Source organism: Pseudoalteromonas phenolica, assembly GCF_001444405.1.
GTDB classification, from domain to species: domain Bacteria; phylum Pseudomonadota; class Gammaproteobacteria; order Enterobacterales; family Alteromonadaceae; genus Pseudoalteromonas; species Pseudoalteromonas phenolica.
Window position 1 is genome coordinate 324,270 of sequence record NZ_CP013188.1, and the last position, 22,750, is coordinate 347,019.

Below are 22,750 nucleotides of genomic sequence, written 5' to 3' on the forward strand. Positions count from 1 at the left end.
AGCCCAGACATAAAAATAAACGGAGTTCACCATGGGCATCGCAATCAACTTAACGAACCTGACACACCATATTCCTGTTAATAAGGACTTAAACTTAGCACTACTTGAAGACGCGTCTTTGCGAATTAAAGCAGCTGAACAAGTTGCCATCGTGGGCGCATCCGGTAGTGGTAAAACGACTTTGTTGAGCATTTTGGCAGGTCTTGAGCCGCTGCAAAGTGGTGAACTGGCTTTTATTAAACAGCAGGTCGTGCTTAATTCAGGTGATATCAATCAGCACAGTGGTTTTGTGTTCCAACAATTCCATCTAATTCCTGAGTTAGATGCATTGAATAATGTGGCACTGCCGTTGAAATTAAAAGGCGATAAACAGGCATTTGAAAAAGCACGCAATTGGTTGTTCAAAGTCGGTCTTGCTGAGCGTGCAGACTTCTCTGTCAGCAAGCTCAGTGGAGGGGAGCAACAGCGCGTAGCCATCGCACGGGCTTTTGTCTCTGAACCTGCAATTATTTTTGCCGATGAGCCAACGGGTAATCTTGATGAGCAAACCGCTGAGCATATCAGCCAATTGATGTTGCAATGCTGTCGCGAGACCAAAGCGACTTTAGTATTAATTACCCATAACCAAGCCTTAGCTGAACAGCTCGACACAGTTTATAAACTAGAACATGGGAGGTTGCAGCTATGCTCGTAAATGCACTTTCAAATCTTATAGATAAACGCGCGCCAGAGTCAGGCAATGGCTATTCTATTATGTCGTTATGGGCACTGTCTTGGCAATTTCATTGGCAGCAAACTCGCTCACGCGTCAATTTAGTTCAACTACTCACGCTGTTCATCTTATTCTTCTATTTGAGTTTCACCACATTGCTTGGCAATGGTGTACAAGGGTATTTAAAACAAAACTTGCAGCAACTGCTGGGTGCTGACTCGGTAGTACAAACCTTTCAACCTTTAAATCAAAATCAGCGTTCGGCGTTTATTCAACATAGCCACGAGTTTAGTGAAACCCAAACCTATAATGTCACGCTGACGCATCAAGTCGCTGATAAACATCTGGCCCAATTAGTTAGATTAAAAGCCGTTGACGATAATTATCCAGTACTTGGCACGCTTGGTGTGAGTGAGAAACAAGGATTAATTACAACAGAGTATACAAAAGGACCAAGCCAAGATGAGATTTGGTTAGAGTCACGCTTAGCCGCAGCTTTGTCACTTAAGATCAATGATGACATTAACGTTGCGGGGCAAACCTTTAGATTCACGCATTATTTAATCTCAGAGCCTGACAGATTAAGTGAGGGGCATAACAGTGATATGCGTGCCATGGTGCACTTAGCCTCACTTAAAAAGTTAATTCAAGCCAATACACTTGAAGCCAAATCATATCGATACTTAATGGCACATGATGAAGCACAATTACAAAGCCTAGTTTCAGCAAGTGATGACATTGATGGCGCGACGCTCATCAGTCAAACCTTGGGTAATCATCCATTAGCTAAAAGCTGGCAGCGAGTCGAAAAGTTTATGGGGTTAGTGTCTGTGTTATTGGTGATTTTGGCGAGTATCATTTTGGCACTGAACAATCAAAACGTCATTAAACCATTGCAAACCTTTAGCGCTATTTGTATGGCGAATGGTTTAGCAAAACAGGCTAGTAAATGGTTGGTTATTTTTGGGGGGTTATTTACGACTGCAATTACCCTAGTTCCAAGTGTTTTATTGGCAACAGCGACCACTTATGTTGCGGTGCAATGGCTAGAAAATTACCACATTGTGATTGCGCTTGATTGGCAGTGGACGGCGCTGTTAGAGGTGATAGCCATCGCACTCAGTCTTTATATTGCACTCACTCTACCAGCTTGGTATTCGGTACACACTTCACCGGTTAAGCGTTTACTTATGAGCTATCAAGCGCCAGAGCGTAAGCAATGGCTCAAGATTATAATGCCTGTCGTCGCTATTATTGCACTCATTGTATGGTACTCAGACAATTGGACTTTAACCGTCATGGTCGTCGGCACACTGGCGGCTTGCTTATTCGGTTTAGTTTTGTTGACTTGGTGTGTACTTGGCTTGGGCAAATGGGGGCTATCGAAGCGCGCTCAGCTATTTGGTTTTGCACTTTATCTTATGCAGCAACGGATTTACGTAAAAGGCGCGCAGATCATTGCCCTAGGCTTGAGCTTGACTCTGTTATTGCTATCACTGCGGATCACGCAAGACGTCACCAATATACTTGAGCAACTTACTTATAAAGACCAAGGCAATGTGGTGATAAGCCAAGTAACTAACACTGAGCAACAGGCATTAGAAGAATTCTTAACCCAATACCAAGGGCAAATTAACCACATCGCCCCCTTTCAATACGCGCAGCTAACGCATATCAATCAAGTAAAGCTTAACGAGACCGGGCTGCAACCCAGTGAGTCATCAGCACGTTTAGAACGACCGATACGCCTGCACTGGCAAGCGAACGTGCCAAGCAATAATGAAATTGTATTGGGCAGTTGGCAAAGTGATCAAGTCTTTAAAGCAAATCAGTGGCCGGTTTCCATTGAAAGTGAAGTGTTTGAAGACATGCAATTTAAATTGGGTGACGTACTGCAAATGCGTATGGGTAAACAGTCTGTGGAGTTGCTTGTTGCTGCTAAACACGACTTCGTTTCGGGCGGCAGTAATACGACCTTCTGGTTTGTTAGACATAGCAATCATGCTGTATCAAATGTTGAGACATTTTATATGGGCGATGCACAACTGAGCGATGAAGCGCTCGCAAATCTTGGCCAAGTTTGGCAAGTACATCCAAGCATGAGGATGATGTCGGTGGATACTATGCTGGCTGATATACGTTTCTACATGAATTTTTTAATCATGATAGTGGTGATTTACAGTGTATTTATAGCTCTTCTTACAAACTTACTATTAGCGGCTGCAATTTCGGTGCATCAAAAGCAAGATAAAGCGCGTAATGGTTTATTGACTGTATTTGGAATAGATAAAACAAAGCAAAAGCTACTGATATTTTATGAATGGGCAATCATTACTTTGTTGCCAGCATTGGTTGCCACCTTGTGCGTTTACTTATCAATTGCTAGCTTTTACAAATATGAGTTGGCCATGCCTTATCAAGCAAATTTTTTTGCTGTGTTAACGCAGGCTCTAGTGATGGCTTCAATGATAGCAATCACAGGTATTGTGATGTCTCTCAGGCAGTTAAAGTCACCAACACGGGGGCTACTCGAAGAGCAGTAATATTTTGTTAAGCTTTTTCTAAGAGTGGTGCTTGGCTAAAGCACCACTCTTGTGTGATAGTGTGTTCCTAAAGAGTGAACGTAAGCAATAAAAGATGATGAGCTAAAGGTGAAATCGTATGCACAGACCTTGGGTTAATTGGGCAATTAAAACCATTGAAGCAGATTACACGCGCTCTGCAGATACACATTTAATTCGTTTAGATCTTAAGTCTCACCCTGACGTGCTTTTGTATCTTAAAGATGAAAGTACACATCCAACCGGCTCTTTGAAACACCGGCTTGCTCGTTCATTATTTTTATATGCTTTATGTAACGGCCATATTACTGAAAATACCCCCATCATAGAGTCTTCATCTGGTAGCACTGCTGTTTCGGAAGCCTATTTTGCAAAGTTACTCGGTCTTGATTTTATTGCTGTTGTACCAAAGTCTACGGCACATGAAAAAATCAAACAGATTGAGTTTTATGGTGGTCGCTGTCATTTGGTTGAACAAACAGATCAAATTTACAGCGAGTCGCAGCGTTTAGCCAATGAGTTAAATGGCCATTATATGGACCAATTTACTTATGCCGAGCGTGCGACGGACTGGCGCGGTAATAACAACATTGCAGAAAGTATCTTTAAACAAATGCAAGATGAGCCTCATCCTATACCAAGTTGGATTGTGATGAGTCCGGGGACCGGAGGCACTTCAGCGACGCTTGGACGTTATTTACGTTTTCAAAAATACGATACAAACTTATTGGTTGTAGACCCTGAACACTCAGTGTTTTATGACTACTTTCAAACCCGTGACAACAGCATCACGCTCGGTCGAGGCAGTCGAATTGAAGGTATTGGCAGACCGCGAGTTGAACCTTCTTTTATTGCAGGGGTGGTAGATGAGATGCAAAAAGTACCAGATGCCGCCAGTATTGCCACCATGCATTGGCTCAGTAAAAAACTAGGTAAGCGTGTGGGGCCTTCATCAGGGACCAATATGTTTGGCGTGTTGAATAAAGTATTAGAAATGCAACAACAGGGGCAGTCAGGTGCAATCGTGACGCTTTTATGCGACAGCGGCGAAAGGTATTTAAATACTTACCATGATGATCAGTGGGTTGATGAGAACATTGGCGATTACAGCCAGTTTGATAAATTTTTGGCTCAATTTAACTAAAAATAAGAAGTAAACAGATGCATTTAAGAATCGCGACTCAGGATGATATAAACGATTTACTACAACTAGAGCAAGCCGTCGTTGAGGCTGAAAGACCCTACAACAGTCATATTAAAGCGAATAACGCGACGTATTATGATTTACCGGCGTTGATAAGTGAAACAAGCAGCCAAGTTCTCGTGCTTGAAGAAAAAGATCAGATCATTGCGACTGGCTATATTCAGATTAGAGCAAGTAAACAGTCATTGTCTCATGAACAACACGGCTACCTTGGTTTTATGTATGTTGCACCAGACTTTCGTGGTCGAGGCTTAAATAGACTGGTCATGGATGCGCTAATGGGCTGGGGGCGAGCACATGGTGTAAATATATTCTACTTAGATGTGTATGCCGAAAATCAAGCCGCAATTAATGCTTATCAAAAGTTGGGTTTTACACCTTCATTGGTCGAAATGAAGCTTGAATGTGCATAAAGTTTAGAGCGCGTTTGACTTCGTGATTTGTTTTTTCAATACAGTGCTTATAACACGCTCGACCTTTTATGAGCCTAATTATTTATAAACTAGTCAGGCCAAATAATGAAAATGCCAAAGTGGCAACTGAGCCAATCGCCAACATAGTGTATTCAGTTACCTTTTGTTGGTAGCGCGTTTCGTCACCTTTTGGTTCTAAAATAATCATCAAAATACCAGTAATGAAAAAAGCAAAAGAGTAGATAACTAAAATCGTTAAAAGCGTATCAGTAAACATGATGACCTCAAGTTATTAAGCACGAATAAAAAGTGCTGTTTTATTGTATCTCACAATGGCAGCAGCACAGACCAAGCAATTTTATCTCAATGTTCACACCTCATCTATAAAATCTAACCTGACGAAATCAAAATAAAATTCGATTCTTTTCATATGCTTTGCATATAACATCTCTAAACTCAATTTAAGAAATAAAACAATATTGATAAATGAATGCTTTTGTTACATTATCACAATTGTGGTTAGAGTAATTGTACGAATTTAAATTTGGGGGGAAGTAATGGTCTCACGTAGACAATTTACATTCAGTGCTGCGGCATTGGCTTTTTCGGGGTTAACCGTCAATATGATGGGCTGTCGCAGCAAAGAAGGCAATAGTGTGGCTTTGGCTGACATGCCGTTGTCATCAGGTTATGGCGATTTAGTTTCCGACAAAAATAACATCTTAGACTTGCCGCCAGGCTTTAGTTATCGAGTGATCTCACAACTCGGCGATAAAATGGATGATGGTATGCCAGTACCTGACAATGCAGATGGTATGGGGTGTATCAAATTAGATGAAGACCGTGTTGCTTTGATTCGTAATCACGAGTTGGCTCAAAAGCACATAAAGAAATCTGCAGCGCCATGGCAATCTTTCCAATCGAATAAAAGTTACGACAATTTAAAGTCTGGTACAGCTTTACCGGGCGGCACTTCAACACTGGTTTACAACTTAAAAACGCAAGAATTAGAAAAGCAATACATGAGCCTGATCGGCACTATCAGAAATTGTGCGGGTGGTACAACGCCTTGGGGCACTTGGCTAACGTGTGAAGAGTCAGTCGATCGTCCCGATGGCAACATCTCAAAAGACCATGGTTATATTTTTGAAGTACCCGCAGAGGCGAATGGGTTGGTAGAGCCTAAACCATTAGTCGCTATGGGTCGTTTTAACCATGAAGCAGCAGCTGTCGACCCAAGAACCGGCATTATTTATCTGACAGAAGACAGGGGCGATAGTCTACTTTATCGCTTTATTCCAAAAGTAAAAGGCCAGTTAAGTGAAGGGGGAGCATTACAAGCCCTTGTCGTTAAGCAAAAACCAAAGTTTGATACTCGAAATTGGGCTGAAAATAATATGGCATTGGGTGATTGGTTAGAAGTTGAATGGATCACGCTCTCAAATCCTGAAAGTCCTAATGATGATTTGCGCGCGCAAGGTTATGAAGCGGGCGCAGCGCTGTTTGCACGCGGTGAAGGCATTCATTTTGGCACCAATGAGCTGTATTTCTGCTGTACCAATGGGGGGCAAAAACAGTTTGGCCAAGTAATGCGATACCAGCCATCAGCCTTTGAAGGCACAGCACAAGAATCTCAGCACCCAGGCTTATTACAGCTATTTGTTGAGAGTACTGATGGTAGTCAGTATAACTTTGGTGACAACTTAACAGTAACTCCACAAGGCCATTTATTGGTGTGTGAAGACCAATACACAGATGTAACTCGAAACTTTTTAAGAGGGGTGACACCAAAAGGGGCAGTGTATCCGTTTGCAAAACTTCACATTCAAACAGAGCCTGCAGGTGCGTGTTTCTCTCATGATGGAAAAACATTATTTGTAAATCTTTACTCTCCGACCAAAACCCTCGCTATTACAGGCCCTTGGGAGCAGTTTTCAACACAGAAAGCCTAACCAATTTTTATGCTTAAAATTCTAGAGTTTTAAGTGGACTAAGGACTTAAGGAAGCAATTTATTACAATTGCTTCCTTCCAATTCTAATTTTGTGCTTGTTTAATTATTTGGCATTTGACACAGCTTGTTCCTGGTATGGGCTTTTGTGTTAGCATCAATATGTAGCTAACTGTCTAAAAATTATAATTTTTTACTCTGTTAGGTAACAAGCAATAAGGAAAATAGAGAAATATAACAATGAAGAATATTATTTCAGCCGTTGCACTGGGCGTGATCAGTGCTTTTTCAGCCAGTGCCGCAGATGAAACTCGATTGTTAAGACAACCGACGCTCAGCGATTCTCATATCGGGTTTGTTTATGGTGGAGATGTGTGGGTGTCGGACCTTGACGGTGAAAACGTTAAGCGTATTACAAGTACGCAAGCAGTTGAGACTGAACCACATTTATCACCTGATGGTGAGACCATTGCATTTAGCTCTAATCGAAATGGTCAGCAATCCGTCTACATTGTGCCCGTTGAGGGTGGAGAGCCAAAACGTCTCACTTGGCATGCAAACAATGCGTATGTAAGAGGCTGGACGCCAGATGGCAAAAAGGTGTTATTTGCTTCTTCACGAGGTACAGCACCAAAGCGATATGAACGTTTATGGACCGTGTCTGTCGATGGCGGAGCACCAGAACTTGTCACGCATCAATGGGGCTTTAATGGCGCATTTTCTAAAGACGGTGACAAACTCATTATTGACCGTATGAGTCGCTGGGATACCGAGTGGCGTAACTACAAAGGCGGCCAGAATACCCCACTTGTGTTACTTGACTTAGAAACACAAGAAGAAACCCAACTACCTCACTTCGACACGTCAACAGATATTGAGCCGGTATGGCTTAAAGGCAAAGTGTATTATTTGTCAGATAGAGATTGGGTATCGAATATTTGGGAATATGACCCAAAAAGCAAAAAGACCAAACAAATTACCAAATTTAAAGGCGGTGACATTAAGCAACTTGCCAGCAATGGTAAGCAATTAGCGTTTGAAAAAGACGGCTATTTGTATACTTATAATGTAAAGCGCAAGCGTGCTAAAAAGCTCGACATTAACATTCAAGCCGACTTCCCATGGGCAGAAACTAAGTGGCAAAATGTTGCAAGAAGCGCTAAAAATGCCTCTTTATCGCCTTCAGGCAAACGCGCGTTATTCGAATCACGTGGTGAAATATTCACAGTGCCTGTCGAGCATGGCTCAACGCGTAATTTAACCAAAGATCATAGCTCAGCCGATAGAGCGCCAATCTGGTCACCAAAAGGCGATAAAATAGCTTGGTTCTCTGATGAGGGTGAGCAAGGTTATAAATTAGTGCTACAAAACCAAGATGGTATGGGTGAGCGTAAAACCATTTCTATTGGTGAATCGAAAATGGCTTGGGAACCGCAGTGGTCACCAGATGGAAAGTACATTGCCTTTGTGGATGACGATGTGCGTTACCGTTTAGTTGATTTAGAGTCAGAAACGATTAAAACCATTGATGTCGGCGGTAACAATTTAGAACGTGGTCGCACAGGTTTAACTTGGGCACCCGACTCAAAATGGTTAGCGTATGCCAAGCAAGCTGATAATGGCTTTAAACAAATCAAAGTTTGGTCTTTAGAAGAAGGGCAAAGCCGTGCTATTACAAATCGTATGGCTAACTCGGTTTCGCCTGCATGGGATCAAAGTGGTAAACATTTATTTTTCTTAGCCAGTACTGATTATGGCCTAGACAGTGGTTGGGCAAATACCAGCTCAATGTCGGCAGATCATGAGTATGCGCCTTATATTATCAATCTTGCCAAAGATCTAGATTCACCTTTTGCGCTGCGTAGCGATGAAGAAAAGGTGAAAAAAGAGGCAAAGCCTGACGAAGGTAAAGCAGATGCAGATAAAAAGGCTGATAAAGCTGAGTCTTCAGATAAACCAAAAGATGCGACTAAGAAAAAAGAAGGCAAAGACAAAAAGAAAGATGGCGTCGTTGTCAGCATAGACTTCGATAGCATTGAACGTCGCATTATGCCACTACCTATGCCAGAAGGCCGTTATAGCGGTGTGATACATGGGCCAAAAGGCAGTGTGTTCTTTGCTAAACGTGCCGATAAGGGTTGGTCGTTCTCACTGCATAAATACAGCGTTAAAAAACGTGAAGCTAAGCCATATGTCAGTGGTATCAGCGATGTGAACATTTCTGCTGATACCAAAAAGCTAATTGTTAAAAAAGGTCGCAGTTGGCATGTGGTCGATGCAACTAAACCATCTGTAAAGCTTGGTAAGCCACTTAAAGTTGATTTAGAAACGCGTTTAGACCGACAAGCTGAATGGCGTCAGATGTTTGTTGAAGCGTGGCGTTATCAACGTGATTACTTCTACGATCCTGATATGCATGGTCGTGATTGGGATGAAGTGTTCTCCCGTTACGAGCCTCTAGTTGAGCATGTTAAACACCGCTCGGACTTAAACTATTTACTTGATATGGTTAACGGTGAGCTGTCTGTTGGTCACAGCTTTGTATTCGGTGGTGATATGCCAGATGTTGAAAAACGTCGAGCGGGTCTATTGGGTGCAGACTTAGTTCAAGATAACGGTTATTGGAAAATCGACCGAATTTATACCTCAGAAAGCTGGAACCCGAAACTAAAAGGTCCACTTGATCAGCCAAATCTAAAAGTGGCAGAGCAGCAATATATCGTTTCGATTAATGGCCAGCCGCTTACAGCAAACGATAACCCTTATGCGCTATTAGACGGCACCGCGGGTAAACAAACGACCTTGAAAGTAAACGACAAGCCAGACTATGAAGGGGCGCATCAAGTGATTGTCGAGCCGATTTCGAGTGAGTATGGCCTTCGTCAGCGAGCTTGGGTTGAAGACAACCGTCGCTTAGTTAATAAGTTGTCAGACGGTAAACTTGCATATGTATGGGTGCCAAATACTTCAACACCTGGTTTCACTTCATTTAACCGTTACTTCTTTGCACAACAAGACAAAATGGGCGCGGTGATTGATGAGCGCTTTAATGGCGGTGGCTTATTAGATGACTACATGGTTGATTTAATGAATCGCAAGCTCCGTGCGGCGATCACCAATGAAGTACCTAATGGCAAACCTATGCTATTACCTGCGGGTATAAAAGGGCCCAAAGCTCTGCTTATCAATGAACTAGCAGGTTCGGGTGGTGACTATTTCCCATGGGCGTTCAGACAGCAAAAAGTGGGTAAGCTGATTGGTGCAACAACTTGGGGGGGCGTAGTGAAATCATCGGTGCATTATCCACTCGTTGATGGTGGCGCACTGACTGCTCCGGATAATGCCGTGTTTGACCCTATCAACAATGAGTGGGTAGGTGAAAACAAGGGTATCGCACCTGATATTAAGGTATATCAAGATGCTCGTTCGCTTTCGCAAGGTAAAGACCCTCAGCTAGAGCGCGCAGTATCAGAGCTAATGAAAGAGCTTGAAGGCAAGTCGCCACTTGATATTAAACCGCCTAAGTACTCAACCCCAGCGGTAAAACCATAAATTAAGTTTGATGTAAATCGATAATAAAAGCGGCTACTTCACAGGAAGTAGCCGCTTTTCTTTGCAAAGTTGAAAGTTAATTTCTCAGAGAATGAGTTTGAAATTGTTATGTTATCTCATTTTTAGGTGGCTTCATCTTGTTTGTTTCTGATTTGTGACAAAATCATTAAACTATTTGCGCTATTACTGCTCTAAGTAGGTTAATGCTTAATGACGAGCATGAATAAAATAACAAAATAGGAAGTAAAAAGGTGTCGACAAGTGAAGTAGCTCAACCGAGCAGCGGTGGTATTATCGCATTTATAGAAAAGGCAGGTAAAAAAATACCCGATCCCATCATTATTTTTATGTGGTTCTTGGTATTCGTATTTGCCTTAACCGCATTAATAGGCGGTTTAACGTTCGAAACGCAAAGCGCCGATGGCAGCGCAATAACCCATACCATCAAAAAAATGACAGAAGCCGAACATGTCCGTTGGGTATTTGATAATGCCTTGCTAAATAACTGGCTCGGTTTTGGTGGTGGCGTATTAGGGGTTATCTTAATCGTGATGCTAGGTGTAGGGGTGGCTGAAAGCTCTGGTTTATTCAATGCCCTTATCAAGAAAATTGGCACACGTTTAAACGAGAAGTTCTTAGCGCCAGCGCTTATCTTTTTAGGGATCATGAGCTCAATCGCAACCGATGCGGGCTACCTTATTCTTATTCCTTTGGCCGGTCTTTTATATGCTGGTCTTGGTAAAAACCCGATGATAGGTATGGCGGCGGCATTTGCCGGTGTATCAGCGGGCTTTAGTGCCAACTTAATCCCAGCCACGCCAGTGGATGTGATCATTGGTTTGAATGCACAGATCTTTGCTGAATCTCAAGGCATACCTTTCCAAGCGGCAGATGGCAGTGCGCTTACGCCAGCAACCATGCATTACTACTTTATTTTTGTTTCGACCTTTATGCTGGTGGGTTTAGGTGCTTGGGTAACCAAAAAATTCATCGAGCCTAAGTTTAAAGACATGCCTTATGACCTGCCTGAGGGCATGGACTTGTCTGATTTCTCAGTGACCGAAGATGAGAAGAAAGGCCTTCGAGCTGCATTTTGGGGTCTGCTTGCTTCAATTGGCGTGGTAGTTTTATTGGCGCTAGGGCCGCTAGCTCCATACGAAAATGACGCGGGAAAAACCGTGACACCTTACCTAAATAATGTAATTTTGTTGATCACCTTTATTTTTACCTCAGTAGGTGCTGCTTTCGGTGTCGCAACCGGTAAATTCAAAAGCCTGATGGACGTTGTAAAAGCCATGGTCGCGCAAATGAATACCATGGGTTACATCTTAGTACTTACCTTCTTCTGTTATAACTTTTTAGGTATTTTAGGTTACTCAGGTTTAGGTACATATATCACTTATTTAGGCGCAAGTGGTTTGTCTGCGATGGGCCTACAAGATTCTCCAATTATGTTGATCATTGGCTTTGTATTAACCACAGCACTGATTAACTTATTCGTTGGTGGCCTAACATCAAAGTGGATGCTATTGGGGCCAATATTCGTACCTATGCTGTATGCAGTAAACCCAGCCATGACGCCAGAACTTGTCGCAGCTGCGTATCGAGTTGCAGACTCTTCTACAAACATCATTACTCCGATGATGACGTATGCCGGTGTTATTTTAGCGTTTATGCGTAAGTACAATAAAAACCTCAGTTTCGGTGATGTAATCACAATGATGATCCCTTACTCGCTGACCTTCTTAGTGTTCTGGACTGGCTTATTAATCGCGTTCTTCACGTTCAACATCCCGTTTGGGTTTTAAGTGCAAAATACATCTCGCTCCGCGAGATTACTTTTGCGCAAGGTGAAATAAGCGAGTTTAACCGCTGTTACGTGCGGCGGTTTTAAACCGCGCTCTATAGTTGTGTAGAACGTGCTTTAGCGCGACACATCTTAGTCATCCAGTTTATCTATTCTGCGCGATATAAAATCGCGCCTACAAAGCAGTGTGTTTCTCAAACTCAATCTGTAGGCGCGGCTTTATGCCGAGCTATGTTTTATTATTTCTCAGCAAAATTAACCAGTGTTTCACCACTCATGCGGTAACCAATCCACTCATGTTGTGGCTCAGCGCCCAATGATTCATAGAACTCGCGTGATGGCGTATTCCAATCTAAACAGCTCCATTCAAATCTGCCACAGCCTTTTTCAACGGCGATTTGTGCTAAACGTTTTAGTAGTGCAATACCTGCACCTTTGCCTCGGTGTTCTGGTGACACGTATAAATCTTCAAGATAAAGACCTGGCTTTGCTAGCCAAGTTGAATAGTTATAAAAATACACCGAGAAACCAATGGCTTCACCGTCTAATTCACAAATTAAACCATGCACACCACTGTGCTCTGCGAACATGCTCGACCTAATGGTTTCTGGTGTGGCTAGCACTTCATGCTCTGCTTTTTCATAAATGGCGAGCTCTTTAATGAAATATAAAATGGTGTCGATGTCGGTGACTTCTGCTGGTCGAATGGTAAGTTGTGACATAGCGCTTCCTCTTAGAGCGTATTCGCTCGGTATCTACTTTTTTAATATATTAACCGAACAAGATAATGAAACCAGTGCATAATGTTCATAGTTAAATGAATATGGTGCAGGTTTATGGATCTCAAACAGTTTGACCTCAATTTATTACTGCTGTTCGATAAGCTTTATAAATATCGGTCGGTCTCAAAGGCAGCAGAGTCGTTATATTTAAGTCAGTCTGCGTTTAGTCATGGCTTAGCAAGGCTCCGAAAACGTCTAGACGACCCTTTATTTATTCGAGTGAATAATCAAATGCAGGCGACTGAAAGAGCTGAACAATTAGCCTTGTATGTAAAGCAAGCCTTGCCGTTACTAGAGCTAGGCTTAGGTCAAGCAAGCGGGTTTGACGCAAGCCACAGTGAGAAAACATTCCGTATCGCCGCGACCGATTACACTGAGTTTTGTTTTTTGCCTAAATTAACTCGGCACTTTGCCAAACAAGCGCCGCATATTCAGATTGAGATCTTGCCAGCCAGTCCTTTACCAATTAAAGAGCAGTTGGAGCAGCGAAACTTAGATTTCGTGTTGGGCTTTCAGCATGACGAACACCCGCAAGCAGGTGTGGAACAGCTTGCGTGGTTCAGCGACAGTTACAGTACCTTAGTGTGTAAAGCGCACCCGAGAATAAAAAAAGCCTTGTCTTTTGAGCAATTTTTACAGGAACAACATATACGCATCGCATCTTGGGGAGAGTCACAAGGTATTGTCGACCAAGTATTAGCGAATTTAGGTCATACGCGTCATGTTGCGTGTCAGCAAACCAGTGTACTTGTAGCCCCGCACCTATTGGCAGGCAGCGAGTATTTATTAACTTTGCCGACCCAAGTTGCCAAACAAGTACAGCAAGGACAGAAACTAACACGACTTCCACCACCAATCACGGTGCCTGACTATCATTTACAGCTTTATTGGCACCCTTTAAAAGCCAGTAACCAGGCCAATAGATGGTTTGTAGAGCAAGTTAAAGGCCTGTTTTTATAGGCCTAATCAAAACAGAAAAAGCTGGGGTGAAAAAACTTTAAAAATATTTCACCCCCTAATTCATAGTCGTCCGTTTATAGCAGTAAACCTTCTATAAAAAGAGACTGAATATGAAAACCAACAAAACTTTAATTGCATTAACCCTTGGCGCTTTGTTTAGTTCTTTGTTAATCACTGGCTGCTCGAACCAAGACAACAAGAGTGAACAAACGGCGCAAAAAAACCAAGAAAAAGCACAACAAGAACGTAAATCAGATCAAGAAGCCGTAGAAAAAATTATGGTGACGGGGAGTCGGATTACAGAGGTAGAAGGCGATGGCGCAGCAGTGGGTACTGCGGTTGAATATATGCAGATTGGTCAACCACAGCCTTTAATGGCCCCGCCTGCAATGCGAAAAAGAATTGCACCGCCAGCCCCTGAGTTTTTTGCTCATCCTGAGGATCGCGATAATTACCTGCCGAGCGACAGCAATGGGGTATTTCAAGCCGCAACCACGCCTTTATCGACCTTTTCAGTGGATGTAGACACGGGCAGCTACGCCAATATTCGCAGCTATTTAAGTATGGGGCAATTGCCACCGACTGATGCTGTACGTGAAGAAGCCTTTATTAATTACTTTGATTACAACTACAACGTGCCAGAAGACAAATCGCAGCCGTTTGCGACTTTTACAGAGTTGGCCCCAGCCCCTTGGAATGATGAACGCCATATTTTGCGTATTGGCCTGCAAGGTTATGACTTACCGGCAAGTGAAAGAAAACCATCGAATCTAGTGTTTTTAGTGGACGTGTCGGGGTCGATGCACGACAAAAATAAACTGCCTTTATTGGTGCAAAGCCTAACCATGATGGTAAAGCAGTTATCAGCCCGCGATACCGTGAGTTTAGTGACTTATGCCGGTAATGTGCAGGTAGTGTTAAGTCCTACTAAAGGCAAAGAAAAGCAAACCATCATAAATGCCTTAAAAGAGCTCAAAGCAGGGGGCGGCACGCATGGTGAGAGTGGTATCAAAATGGCTTATCAAGAAGCGAAAAAGGCGTTTATTAAGGGCGGTGTTAATCGGGTGATTTTAGCCACTGATGGTGACTTTAATGTTGGCACCACAAGCATAGATGCGTTAAAAGACTTGATCGCAGAGGAGCGCAAGCAAGGTATTTCGTTAACTACATTAGGCTTTGGGCGAGGCAATTACAATGACGCCATGATGGAGCAATTAGCCAACATAGGTGATGGTAATCACGCTTATATTGATACTCTTCATGAAGCACAAAAAGTCTTGTTAAGACAGATGAGTGGCACACTGCAAAGCATCGCCAATGATGTCAAAATTCAACTTGAGTTTAACCCCGCTCAGGTTAAAGAATATCGTCTGATCGGTTATCAAAATCGCTTATTAAAAGACGAATACTTTAATAACGATAAAGTCGATGCCGGTGAAATTGGGGTAGGCCATACCGTAACTGCATTGTACGAAGTGACTTTAGCAGGTAATAAAGGGCAAGTAGATGAACTGCGTTACCAGCAAAAGAAAATGGTCAATACCAGTGATGAATTACTTCATGTGAAAATTCGTTATAAATTACCGGGCGACACTGAGAGTAAACTGATCAGCCAAGTGGTCAATAAACAGCAGGTGTTACCAGACTTTAATAGCGCCAGCTCCGACTTTAAATTTGCAACCTCAGTGGCAGCATTTGCTCAAAAGCTAAAACACAGCCAGTACCTTGGTGACATGAACTATCAAGATATTGCCAATATTGCGCGCGCAAATAGAGGGGATGATCCGTTTAACTATCGCGGTGAATTTGTTAACTTGGTCGAATTGGCCAGTGCAATGTAACACATAGAAACTCTAATATTTATGACTCAAATCGCGCAATTACAATCAGACACGGACGAAGCTCTGATGCTCAGCTATGGCAAAGGCAACCAAGCTGCCTTTGCCGAGTTATACGGCCGACATAAAGGGCCAATGTATCGTTATATATGTCGTCAATTGGGTGCAAAGCATCAGGCTAAAGCTCAAGAGCTATTTCAAGAAGTGTGGCTTAGAGTCATCGATAATCGGGCCAGTTATACGGTTGAGGCTAAGTTCAGCACTTGGCTTTACCGCATCGCCCATAATTTGTTGATTGATGAACACAGAAAACACACCGCGCGCGGTGAGCATCTAACGCTTGTTGATGAGGCGCTTAATAGTAACGATAGTGCGTCACCTGAAGTGCTAAATTCAAGCCAAGACAATCACGAAAGCGAGATACATAATGACTTTTTGCAACGGGCGATTAAACACTGTGTTGAGTTACTGGTACCACAGCAAAGAGACGCATTTTTGTTGCGCCATGAAGCAGGATTTAGCGCAAGCCAAGTATGCGAAATTGTTGAGGCAAAACCCGAAACCGTGAAAACGCGATTACGTTATGCCATGTCACAGCTACGAGATTGTTTGCATCGTAAAGTAGACGCATCAGAAACAGGAGGCACACGGCAAGCATGAATAAGCAATCTAGTGATGACGAACTCATTAAGCTTTATCAGCAAAATAACGATGCAATGCCGCCTAAACATATCGATGACGCTATTTTAGCGCGTGCAGCAGATGCCGTTAATGGTGAAAATAGAAGTATCGATAACGTAGGTTTAGAGAGTAAAGCGCGAGCGCGAAAAGCAACAAAAACCTCAAGCAGGTGGTGGCAATATTCAGGGCTCGCAGCCGCCATCGTCACCGTTGCCGTGTTAGCACCTTGGCAGTATTACCAAGATCCTATGTTAGTTTCAGTTGAATCAGTTGAAGTGCCTGCGATGCCAAAAGCGAAGCAAGCACAAGAAAGCACATCACAAATTGAGCGAGTAGAAATACTAGCTGAAGACGTGCAAATGGAACGAATAGAAGTCACTGGCGCGAGAATTGGGCGCGCAGTGCCAGAGCAAAAAGCGCGAGCTGTTCAGGCTGTCTCACCAGTTATGTATGGCATTAATTTGTCTGAGCCAAATGCTAAGCCAAACGGCAAGTTTAAAGATATTTTGGCAAAGCTAGAAAACAAAGATGAAGCAGGTGCCCAAAGCGCATTAATTAAGCTACTTAAAGAGAAGCCTGAATATCATGATGATATTCCAGAGCCATTAGAAGACTTATATCAAGCGCTTTTAAAAAGTGGCAAAATTGAGCGCCCAGAAACGTCGTCAAAATCAGACGATAAATCGAAAGATAAGAATTAAAGATTGTGGTTTTAATCGAAGAACAAATATGTACGAAATTAAACAAGGTCAACTCAGCGATATTCTGGCTATAGAAATCAATATTCCTGAGTTTGGCACACCAAAAACGCTAGAAATCATAAAGCAAAGGCTAGCAGATAAATCCTATTTACTGCTGGTGGCTTATCACAACGAGCAACCTGTGGGATATAAATTGGGTTATGCGCTGAGTGACACGGTTTTTTATAGCTGGTTAGGTGCAGTAATGCCTGAGCATAGAGGGCATGGTCTCGCACAGAAAATGCTCAACGAGCAAGAAACTTGGTTAAAAGCGCAAAATTATAAAGCGGTACAGGTTAAAACCATGAACCGCTTTCGAGCTATGCTCGCCATGTTAGTGAAAAACCATTACCACATCATTGATATTGAGTCGGGTGATACGTCACTCGACAACAAGATACGCTTTGAGAAAGTGTTTTAATCTTTACCGACTCGAACACTGTCTTCTAAGTTAAAAATCCAGATAAAAAGCTAAAAGGAAAGTAAAAACAATGCGGTTTATTTATGTGGTCGACCCCATGTGCGCTTGGTGTTATGGCTTTGCGCCTGAGCTTGCGGCATTTTTAAAGCAGCACCCAGAGATTAAAGTTGACTGGATCATGGGCGGGCTCGCCCCTGATAACGACCAACCAATGGATGAAAGCTTGCGCACTGCAATTGCCAGCTACTGGCAGCAAATTGAACAACGCACGCAAGTGAGCTTTAATCATGATTACTGGCAGTTAAACACCCCATATCGCTCTACCTATCCGGCGTGTCGCGCCGTGATAGCAGCAGAAACCTTAAGCCCCAACAGTGCAGAGCTCATGGTTAAAGCCATTCAATCTGCGTATTACCAAAAAGCACAAAACCCGTCTTTACAACAAACACTTGTTGAATGTGCGTTAAGCTTAGGTTTGGATGGTGCTGAGTTTGAAAAAGTGTTGTTATCCGCTGAAACTGAAAGTCAGTTACAGCAGCATTTGGGTTTGGTTCAACAGCTCAGAGTGAGTGGTTTTCCGGCGTTGTTTTATGTGAATGATAATAATGAAGCGTTTGCTTTGGCGTTGGGGTTTTGTGAGGTAGGGGATTTAGAAGAGAGATTTGATAAGTGCAAAAACAACATTGCATAGCAAGGTGAGTTTTCGTGTGTAGGTCGCGCTAAAGCACGACCTACACAAATACCGATAGAGTACTCCACAACAGTATTTAAAACTGCTCATTTCACCTTGCGCAAAAATAACCTTGCTTCGCAACGTGTATTTTGCACGTTAATCCTTAACCTCAAACAACAACACCTGATTCAATTGCGGGCCATGCACATTAAAATTATTATCCGCCACCATCAGCAAACTACGATTACCATTCGCTAATGTCGGGCCAAACGTTAAACCCTCCAAGTTATCAATCTGCTTCGAACCTAACTTGTCAGTGATTGTTGCTAAATCTAATACCAAGGTTTTCTTCGCGGCTTTAAACGACTGGTTTTTTAAAGAAGTAATGTTCGATGTATCAGTTGCGTGGTGTGTATCGATTAAGTAAATACTCACATTATTGCCACCGTCTTTTAACCCTGAAGTATAAGAGCGCTCCATGGTTAAAAAGTGGTGTTCGCTGATTTGTAAGATCTCAACTAAACCTGTGGTACGGAATGCATCGGGTTTAGCGCCTTTGCGGTCTACCAGTGGTTCAACATAATAGGCGAACTGTTTTTGCATTTGCTTGCTGGCAAAATCAAAGTGTGAAATACGCACCATGCTGCCGTGTTTTAAGGTAGCTTCTTCACCATCTTGCTTTAGCGCACCTTCCATCGACACCCAAATACCTTTACCCGACATATCGAGTGTCACACCTTCAAACACCGCGTTATGAAGTGGGCCGGTGTTTTTGCCGATGTTAAACATGCTTGGTAGCGTAAAAATAGTTTGAGTTTGGTCTATGTCACCTTCGAGTGATTGCATAAAAATGGCTGGCGGCTTGTTGTATTTCACACTGCCTTCACTGGTCCAAACGATACTGTTTTGCTTAGGGGCAGGAATTAAGCTTTCAGGGTCGACAACACGCTTGTTCGATTTATTGCCCATTAGCGGTAATGACTTTTCGAACGTAATATTGCTGATTTTCGTGTTTTCTATCTCAGTACCTTTGATACTGATTTTGGCCTGAAAATAGCGTGGCTTTTCATAATCATCAGCAATCATTAAATACTTGTCGTTAACGAACTCAATACTCGATAAACCACCAACTTTATCACCATCAACGCTCAGCTCTGCAGGGATTATGTATTCGTCGAGAAAGTTAAGTTTGATAGGGGCTGTGTGTGCAAAAGCATTTGTAGAAAGCGTTGCCGATAACGCGAAAGCTGAAAATATTAAATTGCGCATTGTTTTACAGTGTTGAATAAAAATCTAAACGACGAATATACGTGGCTGAAGTTCAGATTGCATCTTTTTTGGGTGAGGAGTGACAGAAACGCAGTTTTGCAACGCGAGGAAGTGGAGGCATGGTGCAGACAGAAACTTCAGGGGGAAATTTCTGAAAAAGGTTAAATTGAAGGCAGATTTCAAACCTGTCGTCATAAATGACGACCTACAGAGTAAACGCGGGATAAAGCAGCGGTTATCGAAATGTATTTTCTAGAGTTATTTGGTGACAGATATTGCATTATGCAACTCTTTCTCAGAACAAACAGGCAACTCCTTTCCCCCTTCTATATCGCCTGAAAATAAGCAATTGATGAGTAATGTCAGCGCATGGATGCGCTACAAGGCTGGTTTAGTCCATGGATGGAAAGGTTAAAAGCCCATCAAAAGTTAGAATTGCTCAATTCACCTTGCGCAAAAGTAACCTTGCTTCGCAACGTATATTTTGCACCTTTATCAATTGCATTATTTGAAGAAAAAGCGAGATAGAGGGGCGCCGCGGGAGTCCAGAGCGAAGGTCGCACCCGAACGCCCAGCGGCAGCCGCCCTTTGGTTGTCGTCGCCAATGCGACAAAGGGTTAAATTGAAGACAGATTTCAAACCTGTCGCCATAAATGACGACCTACAGAATTAACCGCAGCTGTGGTCAAAATTGCGCAAAAGTAACCTTGCTACGCAACGTGTATTTTGCACTAGAATTTTACGTTCACACCTACCCAGATGTTTCTTGCTTTGTCTTTCACGTTATAGTCATCTGTAAATACCACTTCGCTTACTACGCCACGGCCACTTGCATAAGTGAACTCACCGTCACCATCTAAGTCTGTGTAATCAACGCTGTAAGATGTAAAGTCAGTATCTAGTAGGTTGTTGATACGGGCAAACACAGTGACGTTTTCGTTTAGGTCGTATTTTGCACCTAAATGAAGTAGTTGGTAATTTTTGTAGTACAGCGGCTTTTCAAGCGTGCTGTCCCAACCACGGTAACGGTCTGAACGTACTTCTGCGTTAAGAGTGACAGAGAACTCGTCCGTTACTTGCCAATCAAGGGTTGCGTTTGCCATGTGCTCAGCAGTATTGGTCAGTGGTTGACCTTCTTGTGGACCACTCTTTTGTTCGCTGTCAGTCCATGTGTAGTTTGCGTATAAAGACACTGCATCGTTAAATGCATAACGACCTGCGACTTCTAAACCTTGGATCTCAACTTTGTCGATGTTGATCTTCTGGCTGTAGCTGTTGTAACCCAATTCGTCGTACTGGCCTAGGTTTACACATGGTTTAACATTGCTCGTCGCAGTACAGCTTTGAATGCGGTCACCACGGGCAATTTTGTCTTCAAACTCTGTTGTGAAGTAAGTGATATTGAAGTTGTGCTCTTCACTTGGGTGATTCCAGTAAAGTGCAATTTCGTTGTTGGTACTTGTTTCAGGTTTTAGATCTGGGTTACCTGCAAACGGTGAGGTACCTTGACCGCCGAAACCAGTAATACCGTTGTATAAGTCAGTCGTTTTTGGGGTTTTATAACCAGTGCTGATCCCGCCTTTTAAAGTCCAAGCTTCACCAAGTTCGTAAACACCGTATAGGCGAGGTGAAGTTTGGCTACCGAACACATCATGGTTGTCGTGGCGTACACCCACAGTCACGGTAAGTGGATCAGCAATATGCCAGTTATCTTCAACGAACAGGGCGGTCATTTTGTGCGATTGTAAGCCTTGTGTCTCACCCGATTCCATACCGAAAACACCATCTTGTAATTCGCCATCAACCAGTTGTCCGCCAATCACAAATACATGATCGCCCGCTAAATCGTCTACAGGAATATCAACACGTGCATCTAGGGTGTACTGGTTGCTATTTAGTGTACGTTTAGGGCGTGGTAAGAAAGTTCGCTCAGCCAATGCTTTACGAGCTGCTTCGTCTAGATTTGCATACTCACCTGACCCATCATACATAGCTTGCAATTGCTTACGTTCAGCAACTGAAAGAGGCATTGTACGACCATTGTTGTCGGTATCAACATAAGCTAAAGAAACAAATGTAGTGAAATCGTCAAATTCACCGTTGTGAGTTAATGACCACCATGTTCTGTCAAATTCTTGGTCAGCAGCATAACCGGCACGTGGGTTTACGACACCTTTTCGGTCTTGCCAGATAGATTCAATATTGTCTTTGGTGCCAAGCGGGTAAGTAATGCGGCCAGTTTCAATATCGTAATTAGGTGTGTTGTCATACTCTTGGTTTGATACATCGTAATCAAAGGTAATGGTGTTTTGCTCGTTTGGCGTGAATACGAATGTGGCACCTAATTGTGTGTTGGTGTTATCAACGGTTTTACCACCACTACCAAAACCAAGTTCACGGTGATGTACTTTGCCATTAGCATCGACAGCTGGCGCAAATTCAGGATTTGACGCTTGGCGCTCGTAAATACTACCGCGTGCAGAGAAGTTAACTAGGCCTTCAATTAGCGGGCCGAAAACACTGAAATCAGTGGTAATGTCGTCACCAAATTCATCATTAGTTTGAAAGCTGCGGCCAAAATCAATGCTGCCAGTCCATTCGTTTAGCGACTTTTTAGTAATGATGTTAATGACCCCACCCATAGCATCAGCGCCATAAAGCGTAGAAGCTGGCCCTCTGATCACTTCAATACGTTCAATGGCACTTTTTGGTGGAATGTGGTTAAACGCGTTGCCACCAAAGTTGTTTGGATAAATATCACCATGGTTGTTTTGGCGTTTGCCATCAATAAGCAATAAGGTGTATTCACCGGTTAAACCACGCATGCTCACACTACCTTGACCTGTTTTGTCGCGCGTAGTACCCACATCGACACCCTCTTGATACTTAACGGCATCAAGTAGCGTGGTGTAAGACTGACCTTGAATGTCTTCAGCGGTAATCACAGAAATACTTGCTGGTGCGTCAGGTACTTTTTGCTCAAAACCCGTAGCAGTCACAACGATGCGTTCCATGTCATCTTGTTCAGCTTTAGGTGCTTGTTGAGCCAGTGCAGAAGTGCTTAATGTCGCTGCAATAAGCGAAGAAAGTGCGCAGAGTTTAAAAGGTGTGTTCATCTTGAGAGAGCCTGGTTTATTGCTATTAATGAAATTTTTTGGGTACTGTATAGACTAAATATTTCAAAGTA

18 protein-coding genes are annotated in these 22,750 nt (G+C 42.9%); 14 read left to right on the forward strand and 4 right to left on the reverse strand.

Going from position 1 to position 22,750, the window contains the following annotated elements; genetic code table 11:
• The first annotated feature begins 31 nt into the window (after window positions 1-31).
• The 4 genes from PP2015_RS18635 (at window position 32) to PP2015_RS18650 (ending at window position 4,890) form a co-directional block, all read left to right on the forward strand.
• Window positions 32-694: an ABC transporter ATP-binding protein gene (locus PP2015_RS18635; RefSeq protein ID WP_058032006.1), complete on the forward strand. Its 663-nt coding sequence runs from the start codon at window positions 32-34 to the stop codon at window positions 692-694.
• Entirely contained in the window at window positions 685-3,255 is a 2,571-nt protein-coding gene (locus tag PP2015_RS18640) for an ABC transporter permease (protein WP_058032007.1), read from the forward strand. Before PP2015_RS18635 ends, PP2015_RS18640 begins: the two co-directional genes overlap by 10 nt.
• 118 nt (window positions 3,256-3,373) lie before the next feature.
• Window positions 3,374-4,417, forward strand: a complete 1,044-nt coding sequence (locus PP2015_RS18645) for a PLP-dependent cysteine synthase family protein (RefSeq protein ID WP_058032008.1) — start codon at window positions 3,374-3,376, stop codon at window positions 4,415-4,417.
• Window positions 4,418-4,434: 17 nt separating this feature from the next.
• A complete protein-coding gene (locus tag PP2015_RS18650; RefSeq protein ID WP_058032009.1) occupies window positions 4,435-4,890 on the forward strand; it encodes a GNAT family N-acetyltransferase in 456 nt (151 codons plus the stop codon).
• Between the two features lie 82 nt (window positions 4,891-4,972).
• Here PP2015_RS18650 and PP2015_RS18655 read toward each other — a convergent pair whose 3' ends face one another.
• Window positions 4,973-5,167, reverse strand: coding sequence for a hypothetical protein (locus tag PP2015_RS18655; RefSeq protein ID WP_058032010.1), 195 nt, complete (start codon window positions 5,165-5,167; stop codon window positions 4,973-4,975).
• 280 nt (window positions 5,168-5,447) lie between these two features.
• Between PP2015_RS18655 and PP2015_RS18660 the strand changes: the two genes are divergently transcribed.
• From PP2015_RS18660 to PP2015_RS18670, 3 genes are all read left to right on the forward strand, one after another.
• The gene (locus PP2015_RS18660; protein WP_058032011.1) at window positions 5,448-6,842 is read left to right on the forward strand and encodes an alkaline phosphatase PhoX; all 1,395 of its coding nucleotides are present in this window, start codon (window positions 5,448-5,450) and stop codon (window positions 6,840-6,842) included.
• 238 nt (window positions 6,843-7,080) lie between these two features.
• The gene (locus PP2015_RS18665; protein ID WP_058032012.1) at window positions 7,081-10,392 is read left to right on the forward strand and encodes a S41 family peptidase; all 3,312 of its coding nucleotides are present in this window, start codon (window positions 7,081-7,083) and stop codon (window positions 10,390-10,392) included.
• A 251-nt stretch (window positions 10,393-10,643) separates the two neighbouring features.
• Window positions 10,644-12,200 carry an AbgT family transporter gene (locus tag PP2015_RS18670; protein WP_058032013.1) on the forward strand — a complete coding sequence of 519 codons (1,557 nt, stop codon included), beginning with the start codon at window positions 10,644-10,646 and terminating at the stop codon, window positions 12,198-12,200.
• A gap of 238 nt (window positions 12,201-12,438) precedes the next feature.
• On the opposite strand, the gene PP2015_RS18675 is transcribed toward PP2015_RS18670, so the two are convergent.
• The gene (locus tag PP2015_RS18675) at window positions 12,439-12,921 is read right to left on the reverse strand and encodes a GNAT family N-acetyltransferase (RefSeq protein ID WP_058032014.1); all 483 of its coding nucleotides are present in this window, start codon (window positions 12,919-12,921) and stop codon (window positions 12,439-12,441) included.
• Window positions 12,922-13,035: 114 nt separating this feature from the next.
• Here PP2015_RS18675 and PP2015_RS18680 point away from each other — a divergent pair, with 114 nt between their 5' ends.
• The 6 genes from PP2015_RS18680 to PP2015_RS18705 all read left to right on the forward strand — a co-directional run bounded on the left by PP2015_RS18680 (window position 13,036) and on the right by PP2015_RS18705 (window position 18,312).
• Window positions 13,036-13,941: a LysR family transcriptional regulator gene (locus tag PP2015_RS18680; protein ID WP_058032015.1), complete on the forward strand. Its 906-nt coding sequence runs from the start codon at window positions 13,036-13,038 to the stop codon at window positions 13,939-13,941.
• Between the two features lie 110 nt (window positions 13,942-14,051).
• Window positions 14,052-15,782 (forward strand): vWA domain-containing protein, encoded by a 1,731-nt coding sequence (locus PP2015_RS18685; protein WP_058032016.1) that lies wholly within the window; start codon window positions 14,052-14,054, stop codon window positions 15,780-15,782.
• Window positions 15,783-15,803: 21 nt separating this feature from the next.
• Window positions 15,804-16,439, forward strand: a complete 636-nt coding sequence (locus tag PP2015_RS18690; protein ID WP_058032017.1) for a sigma-70 family RNA polymerase sigma factor — start codon at window positions 15,804-15,806, stop codon at window positions 16,437-16,439.
• Window positions 16,436-17,161, forward strand: coding sequence for a hypothetical protein (locus PP2015_RS18695; RefSeq protein WP_058032018.1), 726 nt, complete (start codon window positions 16,436-16,438; stop codon window positions 17,159-17,161). The genes PP2015_RS18690 and PP2015_RS18695 overlap by 4 nt, the downstream gene beginning before the upstream one ends.
• A 28-nt stretch (window positions 17,162-17,189) precedes the next feature.
• A complete protein-coding gene (locus PP2015_RS18700) occupies window positions 17,190-17,621 on the forward strand; it encodes a GNAT family N-acetyltransferase (protein WP_058032019.1) in 432 nt (143 codons plus the stop codon).
• A 70-nt stretch (window positions 17,622-17,691) separates the two neighbouring features.
• Complete coding sequence (locus tag PP2015_RS18705) at window positions 17,692-18,312, forward strand: DsbA family protein (RefSeq protein ID WP_058032020.1); 621 nt, start codon at window positions 17,692-17,694, stop codon at window positions 18,310-18,312.
• A gap of 138 nt (window positions 18,313-18,450) precedes the next feature.
• Here the strand turns inward: PP2015_RS18705 and PP2015_RS18710 are convergent, their stop codons facing one another.
• Window positions 18,451-19,563 carry an esterase-like activity of phytase family protein gene (locus tag PP2015_RS18710; RefSeq protein ID WP_058032021.1) on the reverse strand — a complete coding sequence of 371 codons (1,113 nt, stop codon included), beginning with the start codon at window positions 19,561-19,563 and terminating at the stop codon, window positions 18,451-18,453.
• A 369-nt stretch (window positions 19,564-19,932) separates the two neighbouring features.
• Between PP2015_RS18710 and PP2015_RS21965 the strand changes: the two genes are divergently transcribed.
• Window positions 19,933-20,091, forward strand: coding sequence for a hypothetical protein (locus tag PP2015_RS21965; RefSeq protein WP_157599116.1), 159 nt, complete (start codon window positions 19,933-19,935; stop codon window positions 20,089-20,091).
• A gap of 203 nt (window positions 20,092-20,294) precedes the next feature.
• On the opposite strand, the gene PP2015_RS18715 is transcribed toward PP2015_RS21965, so the two are convergent.
• Window positions 20,295-22,679, reverse strand: coding sequence for a TonB-dependent receptor domain-containing protein (locus tag PP2015_RS18715; protein ID WP_058032022.1), 2,385 nt, complete (start codon window positions 22,677-22,679; stop codon window positions 20,295-20,297).
• Window positions 22,680-22,750 lie beyond the last annotated feature (71 nt).

Excerpts from the sequence above, each read along its gene's own strand:
- PP2015_RS18715 (WP_058032022.1), bottom strand. The coding sequence starts at position 22,679 with ATGAACACACCTTTTAAACTCTGCGCACTTTCTTCGCTTATTGCAGCG.
- PP2015_RS18635 (WP_058032006.1), top strand. The coding sequence starts at position 32 with ATGGGCATCGCAATCAACTTAACGAACCTGACACACCATATTCCTGTT.
- PP2015_RS18710 (WP_058032021.1), bottom strand. The coding sequence starts at position 19,563 with ATGCGCAATTTAATATTTTCAGCTTTCGCGTTATCGGCAACGCTTTCT.
- PP2015_RS18685 (WP_058032016.1), top strand. The coding sequence starts at position 14,052 with ATGAAAACCAACAAAACTTTAATTGCATTAACCCTTGGCGCTTTGTTT.
- PP2015_RS18655 (WP_058032010.1), bottom strand. The coding sequence starts at position 5,167 with ATGTTTACTGATACGCTTTTAACGATTTTAGTTATCTACTCTTTTGCT.
- PP2015_RS18700 (WP_058032019.1), top strand. The coding sequence starts at position 17,190 with ATGTACGAAATTAAACAAGGTCAACTCAGCGATATTCTGGCTATAGAA.
- PP2015_RS18680 (WP_058032015.1), top strand. The coding sequence starts at position 13,036 with ATGGATCTCAAACAGTTTGACCTCAATTTATTACTGCTGTTCGATAAG.
- PP2015_RS18665 (WP_058032012.1), top strand. The coding sequence starts at position 7,081 with ATGAAGAATATTATTTCAGCCGTTGCACTGGGCGTGATCAGTGCTTTT.
- PP2015_RS21965 (WP_157599116.1), top strand. The coding sequence starts at position 19,933 with ATGGATGCGCTACAAGGCTGGTTTAGTCCATGGATGGAAAGGTTAAAA.
- PP2015_RS18640 (WP_058032007.1), top strand. The coding sequence starts at position 685 with ATGCTCGTAAATGCACTTTCAAATCTTATAGATAAACGCGCGCCAGAG.
- PP2015_RS18675 (WP_058032014.1), bottom strand. The coding sequence starts at position 12,921 with ATGTCACAACTTACCATTCGACCAGCAGAAGTCACCGACATCGACACC.
- PP2015_RS18660 (WP_058032011.1), top strand. The coding sequence starts at position 5,448 with ATGGTCTCACGTAGACAATTTACATTCAGTGCTGCGGCATTGGCTTTT.
- PP2015_RS18645 (WP_058032008.1), top strand. The coding sequence starts at position 3,374 with ATGCACAGACCTTGGGTTAATTGGGCAATTAAAACCATTGAAGCAGAT.
- PP2015_RS18690 (WP_058032017.1), top strand. The coding sequence starts at position 15,804 with ATGACTCAAATCGCGCAATTACAATCAGACACGGACGAAGCTCTGATG.
- PP2015_RS18695 (WP_058032018.1), top strand. The coding sequence starts at position 16,436 with ATGAATAAGCAATCTAGTGATGACGAACTCATTAAGCTTTATCAGCAA.
- PP2015_RS18650 (WP_058032009.1), top strand. The coding sequence starts at position 4,435 with ATGCATTTAAGAATCGCGACTCAGGATGATATAAACGATTTACTACAA.
- PP2015_RS18705 (WP_058032020.1), top strand. The coding sequence starts at position 17,692 with ATGCGGTTTATTTATGTGGTCGACCCCATGTGCGCTTGGTGTTATGGC.